Origin of the sequence: uncultured Treponema sp. (assembly GCF_946187725.1) — a bacterium.
In the GTDB taxonomy this organism is placed as follows: domain Bacteria; phylum Spirochaetota; class Spirochaetia; order Treponematales; family Treponemataceae; genus Treponema_D.
This window is the reverse complement of record NZ_CAMHSK010000014.1, coordinates 17,608-30,006: the sequence shown is the minus strand read 5'-3', so window position 1 is coordinate 30,006 and position 12,399 is coordinate 17,608. Positions and strand designations below refer to the sequence as shown.

The following is a 12,399-nucleotide window of genomic DNA, read 5'->3' as shown; positions in this document are numbered from 1 at the left end:
TATACTCTCACACATGAAACAGTTCACTTACCAGACAAAAGGCACCTGTGCCAAAGTCATTCACTTTGAGCGCGACGACGAAAACAGAATCCACAACATTTCATTTGAAGGCGGCTGCAACGGCAATCTCAAGGCAATCGCCCGTCTCTGTGAAGGCATGAAAGCCGAAGAAATCTCCGCAAAGCTGCTCGGAAATCTTTGCGGAAACAAAGGCACTTCCTGTGCTGACCAGCTTGCAAAAGCTGTGATGGGGTGAGTTGTATTATCCTCAAAAAGAGTTATACTATAAATAACTTGCAGGAGGAGGTGTATCATGTCAGCGATGGAATTAAGAAATTTTGAAAGCCAGCTTGATTTGCTTTCGTATGCAGAACAACTTGCAGTAATGGAATATCTCATAAAACTGATGAAACGCCGACAAGAGGAAAGTGTTTCAGATGGTTTTGAGGGCGATGAACAGGCACGAAACGGTCTTGATGAAGCTATTGCGCAGGTTGAGCGTGGGGAATACAGCTCTTATAACTCTTTTGATGAGTTGCTTGCGGAGATTGGCAATGAGGCGTGAAGTTCGAGCGTCAAGCAAGTTTAAGACAGATCTTAAAAAATTGAATCAGCAAGAAAAGCTTGATGTCAAAACGGTTGTAGATAAACTTCAAGTAGACGAACCTCTCGAATCTAAATATCGCGACCACGATTTGCATGGAAATTATATCGGCTACCGAGAATGTCATATTCGCCCAGACTTGCTTCTGGTCTACAAAAAAGGTGAAGAAGGAAAACTTCTGATTCTCACCCTGTATCGCATAAGTTCACATACGAATATTTTTGATACAAAGAAAAGCAAAAAATAAATCTAATATAGAGTTTATTTCAATAGCACTCTATCTTCTGTCTGTATTTCTCCTAAAACACCACAAATCCTGGCAGAACCGGTTTGATTGAATCTGGATTTTTTTCTGCATAGGAGATTATTTTTGCGCCTAAGCCTGAGTCAACGAGTTCCCGGACTTTTTCAAGCGGAACTTTGCTGACTGCGGGGCAGGTGTTTTCGAGCATGACTTTGATTTGTCCGTCAATTTTACAGGCACGAAGCGGCCAGATTGAGCAGTCGAAGGGTTTTTCATCGGATTCAAGAAGACAGCCATTTTTTCCTAAAAACGGGCATGCGGCTTCCTCTTCTTCATCATCGGTTTTGTAAAGATGAATCAAATCAACTGTAAATCCAGATGAACCTGATTTTTTGAATACGGCATCAGGATATTTTTTTTCGAGTTTTTCTTTATTTTTCTTGTCAAAAACTGGGGTTTCCCAAAGGCTCTTCCGCCTGAACGAGCAGCAGAATTTACAGGCAGCACAATCTTCAGAAGATAGAATTGATTTCAGCATAATTTTCTCAACTTACACAGAATAGTATTTTTCAAGAAGTTTTTGCGGATGATAGCTCAACTTTGCTTTTCGAAGTCCTTCGACTCCCATGTCTTCTTCACGGTTCAAAATTTCATAAGAATCACATGAATTTGCAAAACACCAGTTTATTGCGGCGTAAGCTCCGGCAGCGGCGGCTTCGGAAAGGCATTTTTCAAAATGAACATCAAGAATCCTCTCAGAAAGGCGTGATGCAAGCGTCATTGCCACGGGCTTTCCGTTTGTATACAAAACCCCGCCGTCAAGCGCAAAATCATCTTTGTTTTCAAGGGCGGTTTTTATCATATCATGTTCTAAAATCAGTGCCCTTCTTTCATCATCAGTGATTGTGATTTCACCGGCTTCACAAGCGGCAAATCGTTCTTCAAGCCATTTCTGTGCAACAAAAATCATGTCGCTGGCGATTGCACACAAATTCAGCGAACGGAATTCCCAGTTTCCATCATAATTCCTCAAAAAGCGTGACACATGATTCTTTTTTTTATGGTAGGTTTTTCCGTGCAGAGCCGCAAGTTTTTCACGCTCATAGAGGTAATCGCAATCATCGCGGTTTGTCTGCCATTCAAGCTTTATTTCCGGGAAATCACTTCTGAAACAGTCTTCAAGCTGATTTTTTTGATTTTCGGTCAAAAGGCAGAATTTGAGTTTACGGCCGCTTGCTTCAGAATCGTGTATAATTGAAGAAATTGCGTCTTTTAAAGAAAAAGGATTTTCGGAATTGCCGAGCTTTTCGGGACAGAGCCGCAGGGGAAAGCCATAGCCGGTGCGATTTTCTTTTCCAGTGTAATATCTGAATAAAAAGCCCTTGTGAACCGCAGTTTTGATGTCATATTTTTTTTGAAGAAGAAAAATGTTTACAAGTGAAGTGTCGCTTCCTTCCAGGTCAGAGCAAAGCAGACAATCCTTGAGAAAATGAAAATCATGAAGCGAAAGAATCGACCAGTCCATCAAGTTGTGCCAAATTATACCGAATTAATAGGTAAAAAACAAGAAAAACTAGGGAAGTTAACTCCGTGAACGCACTGCTCTCCATTATGAATTTTACGGACATGGCAAATATCGGAATTTTGAAAATACTAGTATGTTTTTTATTTTTAAGTCAGATTATACTTAGCATGCAAGCGACTTCTGCTTGTAACATTAACAAAAAAAGTCTGTTCTTATTTTTAAAAGACAATCTTTGGAGGAAATATTATGAAGAAGATTATGGCTGCTATTGCTGCAACACTCTTGTTTGGTGCTTCTGTTTTTGCAGAAGGTTACATCTGCGCAAATGACCTCGAAAAAGCTTCAATTACTGAAGTAAAACAGGAAGAAGACGGATTCGTTCTCGTTGCATCTGTCGAAAAAGCCATGGAGGTCAAAACAGTTGATCCAAAAGCTGTCGGCGATGACACATTCACTCAGGCAATTTCTACAAAAGGTTCAGGAAACGCTGCAAAACGCGAGCGTCTCATCACTTTCCCTGTAAAAGCAGGCGAAACAATTAAAATCATCGCAAACAACTCAGGCTCAGGCTCTCGACCGCTTCATCTCGTAAATCTTGACACAAACGAAGAAATTGCGGTTTTTGCAGTTACATCAATGAAAGAAGGTCCTGCTTATGTTGATTCAGCAAAAGCTGCCGTTGCAGGTACTTACGCTGTATTCAGCACTTCAGGCGGAATGTACATCTACAAAATCGAAATCACAAAATAATTTTATCTGTTCAATTTCAGGATAAGGTGAGAGGCAGACTAAAAAAGTCTGCCTTTTTTATAATTTTTTAGACAGGAGATTAAGAATGAAAAAATCGCTCTTCAAACTTTTGTGTGCCGCAACAATTTCATTTGCAGCAATGACTGGTGCATTCGCAGACAAAAAGCCCTGGGCTGAAGTCGCCGCACCATCAATCACAAAGGTCGAACAAACTGGGGCAAATGAAATCACGGTTTCGTTCAACAGCCTCACATCAAATGACGGTGCTGACAAAGGTTTCGTCAGCATGAAGGGAGACACCGGCTCTTCTAAGAATCTGGTTTATGGAAAAACAAGAAAAGAAGCAAAATCTGTTTCTTTCGAAGTCACAAAATCTGGAAATTACACTTTCGTCGTTTATGCAGAACGCAGCTCTGAATCCGTAAAACACGAGTCTGCACCAGCAACATTCAAATATGTTCTTCCACTCGTAAAAAGTGCCGTTCTGGTACGCAATCTTGGTGAAGGAAAAATGCTCGTCACATGGACAGATGTTCCAGAAGCAGACGGCTATGTTCTTTCATACACTGATGCCAGCAAAAAGAAGGTCTCTCTTCCAAAAACAAAGGAATTGAAGGCCGAAATCACTCTTCCGGTCGGAACAGTCTCAAACTTCACCGTATCGGCAATTCGCGGCGATGAATCACTTGATTCTGATTCAATCAAAAAGACCGTCCGCGCAGAAGTAGAGCGAACATGGAAATTCACCGAATTCGGCACATCAACAAGCCCAAAACGAAACAATTACCAGCTTCTTGATTCAGACGACCTCAAAGTAAAACTCAATTCATGTACATTCGACCCGAAAACCGGAAACATCATCGACAAGGGCGGCAAATTCGAAACCTTCTTCGATGGCATTTCCTTCTATTATACAGAGCTTGATCCGTACAAAGAAAACTTTGAGCTTACTGCAACCGTTACAGTTGATTACCACAATCCGATGGCAGACGGTCAGGAAGGATTTGGTCTTTTGGCACTCGATAGGCTTGGAACAGACGGCGAAGCAATGGTCATCGCATACAACAATTCAGCTGGCGTAATCTCACGCAAATATACAACACATGTAAACGGTGCAAAAAAGGAAATCAAAGACGGTCTCGGTTCACGATTTGTTTCTGGAATCACAGATGCAATCATCAACGAAGGAGACGCTGCAATTTCTCAGAAGGCATTGAGCGTAAGCAAGGCATTCAGCTACGACCAGAGTTCAGATGCAATCAAAACCGGCGATGTTTACCGCATTACCCTCAAAAAAGACAACACTGGCTATCATGCGATTTACAAAAAGGCAATTGCTTCTGAAGATTCAGTCGAAGAATTCATCATGTACGACAACGAGAATGAAAAGCTCGTTCAGCTCGATAAAGAGCACATTTATGTCGGTTTTGCCGTTGCACGAGGATGTAACGCAACTTTCAGCGATGTTGATTTCAAAGTCACTGATCCAAAGAAAGACCCGGCCGCAATCCCTGAGCCACCGACACTCGTTCCGCTCACAACTTTGATTGACTGCCCTTCAACCTGGTACAACGCAAAATATCCGTTTGTGTTCACGGCAAATGCACAGGGCACAATCCACATTGAAGACAACAATGGCAAAGTCTATGTAAAGGCTGACAAAGTTAAGGCTAATGAGGATTACAAAAAGGTTCTCAAGCTCAAGCTCGACGGCGGAAGAGGAATCACTGACTTCATCGTCACTTTTGATCCTGAAGACGGATGGCGTCCTTCTCCAAAAGAGGTAATCGCTCAGTTCAACAGCGACATCAATGTCAACGACTATGAAGAAAACTACAAGTCAGTCACCTATATGCATTCGGTCGCAGTTGTTCCATTCAGTGGAAAAGAACTTCATGTTTCTCAGAAAGGCACAATCTTTGGTGCAGGCACAAAAGATGACCCGATTGACCTTGATTCAGCTATCAAATACGCAAAACCTGGCCAGACAATTATTCTCGCTGGCGGAAAATACTACCCGAACGAAAACATTCTGATTGAACGAGGAAACGACGGCACCAAAAAAGCCCGCAAAACCCTCAAATCAGAAGACCCGAATAACCGCGCAATAATTGACTTCGCAGGCTCAAAAGCAAGCGTATCTGCATTCCAGCTTTACGGAAGCTACTGGACAATCGAAAACATCGATATTACCGGCACACCTGACGACTGCAAGGCAATTCAAATCGCAGGAAACTATAATGAAATCCGCATGGTTGATACTTACCTCAACGGCGACACAGGAATTCAGATTTCAGGAAGAGCTTCAGAACCGCCTTCAAAATGGCCAAGCCACAACTTGATTTACGGCTGTGAATCATTCGGAAATGCTGACCCGGCACAGAACAACGCCGATGGTTTCGCTTCAAAACTCACAAGCGGCGAAGGCAATGTCTTCCGAAACTGCGTTGCACACCACAATGTTGACGACGGCTGGGATTTGTACGCAAAAATCGAAACAGGCCCAATCGGTGCTGTAATCCTTGAAAACTGTATCGCATACAACAACGGACGCAAAATCGACAACACAGGCAAGGGCGACGGAAACGGATTCAAACTCGGTGGCGACGGAATTGCCGTTACTCACAGAATCATCAACAGCGTTTCTTTCAACAACGATTTGAACGGAATCACAACGAACTCAAACCCGGCACTCATCGTTGAAAACTGTACGATTTACGGCAACAAAGACACAAACCTCAACCTCTACGGAAAAGGCGATGGCAAGCAGTATCCGAGAACTGTACAAGCTAAGGGCGTTCTTTCTGTAGCAGGCACAGGAATGGATAAATTCGATGAGTCAAAAGCACCTGATTTGAAGAAACGCCTCGCTTCAGAAGACAACTATTTCTACAATGGTGCCGAAGCAGTCAATTCAACAGGAGCAAAACTCCAGAAAGATTCTTTCGTAAGCGTTGATTTTGAAGGCATTTCGAACGGCCTCAAAGAAGACGGAAAAACCTTCAACAGACTGCCACGAAGCGCTGACGGTGTGTTTGATTTGGGCGACCTCTTCAAGCTTACAGACAAGGTTCCTGCCGGAGTCGGAGCAGATTACAACTATCTCGTTCGCGGCAAAGGCAAAAAGAAATAAAAACTGACTTCGAGGGGGCAATTTCGCCCCCTCTTTTCATAAACGCCCAAACAAATTAAAATCCCTTCTATGCGTACAATCTGTTTTAAATGTTTAAGGCCTACAGAAACCTGCCTTTGCAAATATCTTCCGCCTTTTGATTCCGGCGTCAAATTCGTCTTTCTCATGCACCCAAAAGAAGCAAAACGGAACCGCACCGGAACAGGCAGAATCGCAAGTGCGGGCCTGATTGACTCCGAAATTCTTGTCGGAATCGATTTTACGAAAAACAAAAGGCTTTGCGAACTGCTGGCAGACGAACGCTATTATCCGGTTCTTCTCTACCCCGGCGATGACGCATGGAACGCCCACAAAGAAGGATTTAAGTCACAAATCGGCAACAAAAAGCTCCTCGCAATCCTGATTGATTCGACATGGTTCTGCTCAAAAAAAATGATTCGTCTCAGCACGAACATAATGGCACTTCCAAAGCTGAGTTTTGCAAAAAGTTACCGCTCAGTCTACACTTTCAAAAAAGAACCGAGCGAAGAGTGCGTTTCCACGATTGAAACCTGCTATTACCTCATAAAAGAACTTCAGGAAGCAGAAATCGTTGACAAGAGCGTAAATCCAGAGTGCCTGATGACCGCCTTCAAAGAGCTTGTAAAACTTCAGATTCAGAAAGAAAATGACCGCATTGACGGAAAGCTCCCGAACAGCCATGCAACCGACTACAAATACACAGTCAAAAAGGAAATGCCAGAGTTTTAGGGCGCAAATTTACTGTCTCCCGCTGTTACGCTGCTCGCTATCCGCTCGGTCGTCCGCTTACGCTCCCGACTGGCTTCGCCACAGCTCCATAGCGGGCGCATCAATTTACTTTAAATTCAAAGGAACTTTTCCTTCGGGAACGAAATCGCCGCAAAGAGCCGCGAACAAAGCCGCGAATGTATAAGGCGAATAACTGTATCCAAAAAGAATCGTATCCGCAAAATCAAATCCGCTTAAAAGAGGAACTGGCGTAAGCACAGAAAGGATGATGACGCGCTTGCCAGAGCGTTCAAGCCTTTTTGCAATCATTGCGCTGCGTTCATTTGCCACGCAGATTATGATTGTGTCGTAGCCCGGTGCCATTGCCTCAATATTGTTGCTCATCCAGTCAGCCTGAATCGGGCCAAGTTCGTAATCAAATTTGAACTGAGCGAAATCACCAAGCCGCTTTTTTGCTTCGGCAAAGAATTCCGGGAACTGATTTTGACCGGCAAGCAAAATCTTTTCATCAGATTTGCGCCTGTAAGGAAGATTTGCACCTTTGTAAGCCGTAACAGAACGGCATGCCTGTGACAAGAAGAATTTCTGGCCATCCCTGTCAGGAATTTTGTCTTTAAGAGATGAAATTTCCGGGTACAGTGGAGCCGCATTCGGATTTTTGAAATACACAAGTTTTGAAAGCACGACACGATGAGCAGCTTTGAGAACGATTTCGCGGAAACTTTTGTTTGTTCTCATGCTTGAAAGATTTGATGTCCAAAGCCTCTCATCCAGCTCAGCCGTTCGTGAAGAAATGATGATGTCATTACCGGCTTCGATTGCAAGCCTGAATGCCTCAGAACTGCTTCCTGCATACAAAGTTGCGCCATTCATCATCATATCGTCAGTGATTATAAGCCCCTCGTAGTGCAGTCGTTCACGCAAGATTTCAGAAAGCCATGTCTTTGAAAGTGAAGCAGGTTCACCGCCAGTAATTCTTGGGAAACTCAAGTGACCGCTCATGATTGCCGGAACTTTTTGAGAAATCAAGTATTTGAAAGGAACAAGTTCACGCTCTTCCAAAGTTGAATAATCAGCGAAGATTTCTGGCAATTTTCCGTGTGAGTCAGCACTGGTATCGCCATGCCCCGGAAAATGCTTTGCCGTAGGAATAACACCTGCCGCCATCGAGCCTGCCACAAAAGCCGAACCAAGCTGACCGACAAATTCAGGCTCTTCACCAAAAGAACGCGAACCGATTACAGAAGAATCATGATTTGTGTACAAGTCAATCGTAGGAGCGAAATTCATGTTGATTCCGAGTGCCTTGATTTCACGCGAAATATAGAAAGCACTGTAATAAGAATCAACAGGATATTGAGACGCACCAATCGCCATGTTTCCAGGCGTTTCAGAAGTGTCGCCTTTGACATGTCGAATCCAGCCGCCTTCCTGGTCAGTTGCGACATACAGCGGAATACGAAGCCGCCTTTTCTGAGCCAGTTCCTGCAACGAAGCCACTGATTTTGCGACTTTTTCTGTGTTGTCCGTGTTCCAGCCAAAAACCTTTACGCTGCCAAGTCCTCTGTCACCAACCCACTGATTAAGAAGAGCACTTGGTTCTTCACCAGCCCATCCGAACATAAAAATCTGAGACAGAAGTTCTTCATCGCTCATCTTGGAAATCAAAAAATCTGCCAGTTCTTCATTCGGATAATCGCTCCAGAAATCAGCATTAGCCGGAATCGATGAGCTCTGAGAATAAAAATTAAAAAATGCTAAAGAAACGCCAATAAAGGAAAGAAACTTTTTCATAAACCGTCACGACAACGGAGACATTCTACCAAATTCAAGATATTTTTTCTATTGCACTAGACAAATCTTTCGATTTTCTGTATATTATTAACACTTATTTGGCGTCTTACCCAAGTGGTAAGGGACTGGTCTGCAAAACCATCATTGAGCGGTTCGATTCCGCTAGACGCCTTGCAAAGTATGAGTCGCACTTAGCGGCTCATTTTTTTGCCCAACGAACCTTTCTAGCAAAGCTGGGGTTCGATTATTATATAGGGAGCGGCACTGCGTAGCAGGGCAAAAATTCACGAGGTGAGTTTTTAGCGAGTCTCCCGAAGAGCTGTGCTCTGAGGGTTTATGCGTTCACTCCCATCCTTATTTAACCTGTTGATCTTTTTGAATTAGTCCGCTGGCTTTAATTTCGGTGCAAGCCGTAAAATCTCTTCTACAGCCTTTGCCCTTTCTTCTTCACTTTCAAAAACAATAAGTTGTTCAGTTCCGTTCTGCATGATAATACGAAGTGTCTTGAAATCAACCTGCGTAGTTTCCGGGTCATTTTCATAAGCCAAAGTCGGAAGCGAATAAACTTCACTCCACAAAACTGAGCTCGTGCCTGAAATCAACATGTTCTCGTAAATTCCGGCCTTTCCGACTCCAGAAGCTTCCCGTGCAGCAAGTTCAGCGGCAAAAAGAGCAGTTCCCAAAAGAACGACATTTATGAACCATCCGAAATTCCGCAACGGAACGACAAGAATCAATATAAAAGCAAGAACCGCAATCCAGACCCATTTTTTTGAAGAAGGCACCTTGAGCGGCATGACGCACTCCCCCGCCTGAGAAAAAATCTTTTTCCTGCGACGCGGAATCGAGCACAAAATCACAATATAAGCAATCAAAGCAGCCGAAAGCATGCCAAAGTAAGCAATTAATTCAAATCTCATAATAAATCCTGATGTTAGAAATTCTGGAGAGTATAAAGTTTAACGATTTTTGAGCCAGAGAGAAAGCGTTTTTCTGGCACTTTCGAAGGCGAGCGGGAGTTCCGAAAGTTCCTGCTCGCTGCGCACAAAGCAATGCTCTACGCTTAGAACTTCGCCTTCCTGAGCGTGAAGTTCTGCATTTTCGGGTAGTTTCGCTTCAAAGAAAATGTCGCAAGTTTTGTACTGAATGCCCTTGTAGAGATAAGTGTTCGGAAAACTTGCTATGAATTTGAGCGAAACAGGCTCCACGCCCAGTTCTTCTCGACATTCACGAATACAGGCTTCTTCTGCACTTTCGTCAGGGTCAACAAATCCGCCTGGAAGAGCAAGGAATCCTTTGCGGGGGTCTTTGGCACGCTTTTCAAAAAGCACCTTTCCGTCTCCGGTTTGAATCACAAGCCCCACAGCAGCAGCAACATTGTTGTAAAGATCAAATCCGCAGTCAGAACAAAGCCATTTCCGCATTTTTACATTCTGAATGTTCTTTCCGCCGCAATTCGGACAGAAATTAAAGTCGTTTTTCACAGTATTTCCTAGTAATATAAGATTTTATAGTCTGCAAAAGAATTAAATCCGCAGTTTTCGTAAACTTTAAGCGCGATGGCATTCGCTTTTTTAACAAAAAGGACGATGATTTTATCCTGCTTTTTGAATCGCTGGGTGAGTGTTTTTACGAGAAATGAAGCAATTCCACGATTACGAAGGGTCGTATCAGTAAAGATTCCGCCCAGCTGGATGCAGTTTTCACCTTTGGCATTGATTGATGCCTTTGAAACGATTTTATTGTTGTAACGGACTCCGAAAACTTCACCGCTTTGAATTGACCGACGGAGCATGATTCTTGAGGCCTGCTCATTATACTGGCGTTTGTCAGTCACAACTTCCTCAAGCTCATAGGCTTTATGAATTGGGAACATGGCGTCAAAATCAGAATCCTTGCAGTCAAAGATTTCACATTCTGAAAGAAAAGCTTTTCTTTTGGAATCGATTTTTCGGGCAAGTTCGGCGGCTTCGGCAGAGGCGGCATTGTATTCCATTAAAGCGTAATCGATTGAGATTTTGGGAACAGTACCGAACTTTTGAAGGAAGATTTTTGCGATTGCGTCACTGTATTTTTGTTCACCGATTATGCTGTGCAATTTTTGAGGCTTGACCGCACCAAAGTATTCTTCGATAACGGGAAGAACAACATCGCTTTCGAGACAGTGAAGGATTTGCCCGCCAGAAGAAATGGAAAGCACACCCCAAATGCTGTTGCGCTCATCGAGAATATAGAGGATTTTTGTGTCTTTTTTAATAAAGTGAGCCACAAGTGAAACACATTTGTGCTCATTTGCGAGAAGATAATCAAAAACCTGATTGCGAACCTGCATGAATCCCGGTCCGTCGCAATCGATAAGTTCAAAAATCAGCATTTCGACTAAAAAATTATACCACAACTTCCCGGATTTTGCAGATTTTATTTGAATATTTGTGATTTTTTCTATATTTTTATATGGAAGAAAATCGGGATAAATCCGATGAAGACACAATTTTTTGGAGTACAATATGGAAATTGCGTATCAGAAGATGGTAAAAATTCATTACACGCTTAAAGATGTCGAAGGAAATCAGCTCGACTCATCTGTTGGCGGAGAGCCGCTTGAATACATGCACGGAATCGGGTCGCTCATTCCAGGGCTTGAGCAGGAACTTACAGGCAAAAATCCAGGCGACAAATTTCATTCAGAGATTGAACCAGCATTGGGTTATGGCGAATATGATGAAGCACTCGTTGCAGAAGTTCCACGAAGCCAGTTCGATGCAAATTTCCCGATTGAAGTCGGCCAGCAGTTCCAGGCAGACACAGCAACAGGTCCGATGATTGTAAAAGTCACAAAAGTCACAGACGACAAAATCACTGTTGACGGAAACCACGAGCTTGCAGGCAAAAAACTCTGCTTTGATGTAGAAGTTGTTGATGTCCGCGATGCAACCGAAGAAGAGCTTGCACCATTCGTAGACGGCGGATGTGGCGGCTGCGGCGGCGGATGCTCATCATGCGGCAGCGGCTGTGGAAGCGGTTGCGGTGGCTGTGGCGAATAATGAGTCTCTATATCATGCGGCACGGACGCACTGACTGGAACAACCTCAAAAAACTTCAGGGGCGCACTGACATTCCCCTGAACGATGAGGGACGGCAGATGGCAGATGATGCACGAACAGAATACAAAGATGTGCACTTTGATGTCTGCTACTGCTCACCGCTGGTGCGTGCAAGGGAAACGGCACAAATCCTGCTCCGTGACCGCGAAATCCCTATCATTATCGACAATCGCCTCATTGAAATGTCTTTCGGTGTGTTTGAAGGTGTCGAAAAGGCATACGAAAACCGTGACTGCCAGATGTTCGCTTTTTTTACAGATCCGGAACATTACATTGCCCCTGAAGGCGGAGAATCTTTTGAAGAACTTTTTGCACGAACAGGCAATTTTCTTAAAGAAGTCGTGGAACCTGATTTGACAGCCGGCAAGGATGTCCTGATTGTTGGCCACGGTGCAATGAATTCAAGCATAATCTGTCAGGTAAAAAACATTCCGCTCGCACAGTTCTGGGAAGCGGGGATAGAGAACTGCAAGCTAAAACAGCTGCGATAGTGTG

General features: G+C 43.6%; 14 protein-coding genes and 1 tRNA gene. 9 read left to right on the top strand and 6 right to left on the bottom strand.

Going from position 1 to position 12,399, the window contains the following annotated elements; genetic code table 11:
• Nucleotides 1-13: 13 nt before the first annotated feature.
• The 3 genes from Q0Q74_RS07300 to Q0Q74_RS07290 are packed head-to-tail and all read left to right on the top strand — an operon-like array spanning nt 14 to nt 851.
• Nucleotides 14-256, top strand: a complete 243-nt coding sequence (locus Q0Q74_RS07300) for a TIGR03905 family TSCPD domain-containing protein (protein ID WP_294429687.1) — start codon at nt 14-16, stop codon at nt 254-256.
• Between the two features lie 57 nt (nt 257-313).
• On the top strand, nt 314-565 hold the full coding sequence (locus tag Q0Q74_RS07295) for a hypothetical protein (RefSeq protein ID WP_294429686.1): 252 nt from the start codon (nt 314-316) through the stop codon (nt 563-565).
• Nucleotides 555-851, top strand: a complete 297-nt coding sequence (locus Q0Q74_RS07290; protein WP_294429685.1) for a type II toxin-antitoxin system YafQ family toxin — start codon at nt 555-557, stop codon at nt 849-851. Before Q0Q74_RS07295 ends, Q0Q74_RS07290 begins: the two co-directional genes overlap by 11 nt.
• A 52-nt stretch (nt 852-903) precedes the next feature.
• Here the strand turns inward: Q0Q74_RS07290 and Q0Q74_RS07285 are convergent, their stop codons facing one another.
• On the bottom strand, nt 904-1,386 hold the full coding sequence (locus Q0Q74_RS07285; RefSeq protein WP_294429684.1) for a hypothetical protein: 483 nt from the start codon (nt 1,384-1,386) through the stop codon (nt 904-906).
• A gap of 12 nt (nt 1,387-1,398) precedes the next feature.
• Nucleotides 1,399-2,373, bottom strand: a complete 975-nt coding sequence (locus Q0Q74_RS07280) for a phosphatidylglycerol lysyltransferase domain-containing protein (protein WP_294429683.1) — start codon at nt 2,371-2,373, stop codon at nt 1,399-1,401.
• Nucleotides 2,374-2,619: 246 nt separating this feature from the next.
• Here Q0Q74_RS07280 and Q0Q74_RS07275 point away from each other — a divergent pair, with 246 nt between their 5' ends.
• The 3 genes from Q0Q74_RS07275 to Q0Q74_RS07265 all read left to right on the top strand — a co-directional run bounded on the left by Q0Q74_RS07275 (nt 2,620) and on the right by Q0Q74_RS07265 (nt 7,006).
• A complete protein-coding gene (locus Q0Q74_RS07275) occupies nt 2,620-3,123 on the top strand; it encodes a hypothetical protein (RefSeq protein WP_294429682.1) in 504 nt (167 codons plus the stop codon).
• Between the two features lie 85 nt (nt 3,124-3,208).
• Complete coding sequence (locus Q0Q74_RS07270; RefSeq protein WP_294429681.1) at nt 3,209-6,256, top strand: right-handed parallel beta-helix repeat-containing protein; 3,048 nt, start codon at nt 3,209-3,211, stop codon at nt 6,254-6,256.
• Nucleotides 6,257-6,325: 69 nt separating this feature from the next.
• Entirely contained in the window at nt 6,326-7,006 is a 681-nt protein-coding gene (locus tag Q0Q74_RS07265) for a tRNA-uridine aminocarboxypropyltransferase (RefSeq protein WP_294429680.1), read from the top strand.
• Nucleotides 7,007-7,111: 105 nt separating this feature from the next.
• Here the strand turns inward: Q0Q74_RS07265 and Q0Q74_RS07260 are convergent, their stop codons facing one another.
• Entirely contained in the window at nt 7,112-8,800 is a 1,689-nt protein-coding gene (locus Q0Q74_RS07260) for a glycoside hydrolase family 3 protein (RefSeq protein WP_294429679.1), read from the bottom strand.
• A 100-nt stretch (nt 8,801-8,900) separates the two neighbouring features.
• Here Q0Q74_RS07260 and Q0Q74_RS07255 point away from each other — a divergent pair.
• Nucleotides 8,901-8,972 (top strand) — tRNA-Cys (locus Q0Q74_RS07255).
• A 208-nt stretch (nt 8,973-9,180) separates the two neighbouring features.
• Here Q0Q74_RS07255 and Q0Q74_RS07250 read toward each other — a convergent pair.
• From Q0Q74_RS07250 to Q0Q74_RS07240, 3 genes are read right to left on the bottom strand one after another with little or no spacing between them, the layout of a single operon-like run.
• Complete coding sequence (locus tag Q0Q74_RS07250; RefSeq protein WP_294429678.1) at nt 9,181-9,720, bottom strand: hypothetical protein; 540 nt, start codon at nt 9,718-9,720, stop codon at nt 9,181-9,183.
• A gap of 39 nt (nt 9,721-9,759) precedes the next feature.
• Nucleotides 9,760-10,284: an NUDIX domain-containing protein gene (locus tag Q0Q74_RS07245; RefSeq protein WP_294429677.1), complete on the bottom strand. Its 525-nt coding sequence runs from the start codon at nt 10,282-10,284 to the stop codon at nt 9,760-9,762.
• 8 nt (nt 10,285-10,292) lie between these two features.
• Entirely contained in the window at nt 10,293-11,174 is an 882-nt protein-coding gene (locus tag Q0Q74_RS07240) for a GNAT family N-acetyltransferase (protein WP_294429676.1), read from the bottom strand.
• 133 nt (nt 11,175-11,307) lie between these two features.
• Between Q0Q74_RS07240 and Q0Q74_RS07235 the strand changes: the two genes are divergently transcribed.
• Complete coding sequence (locus Q0Q74_RS07235) at nt 11,308-11,844, top strand: peptidylprolyl isomerase (protein ID WP_294429675.1); 537 nt, start codon at nt 11,308-11,310, stop codon at nt 11,842-11,844.
• On the top strand, nt 11,844-12,395 hold the full coding sequence (locus Q0Q74_RS07230) for a histidine phosphatase family protein (RefSeq protein ID WP_294429674.1): 552 nt from the start codon (nt 11,844-11,846) through the stop codon (nt 12,393-12,395). The genes Q0Q74_RS07235 and Q0Q74_RS07230 overlap by 1 nt, the downstream gene beginning before the upstream one ends.
• Nucleotides 12,396-12,399: the final 4 nt, after the last annotated feature.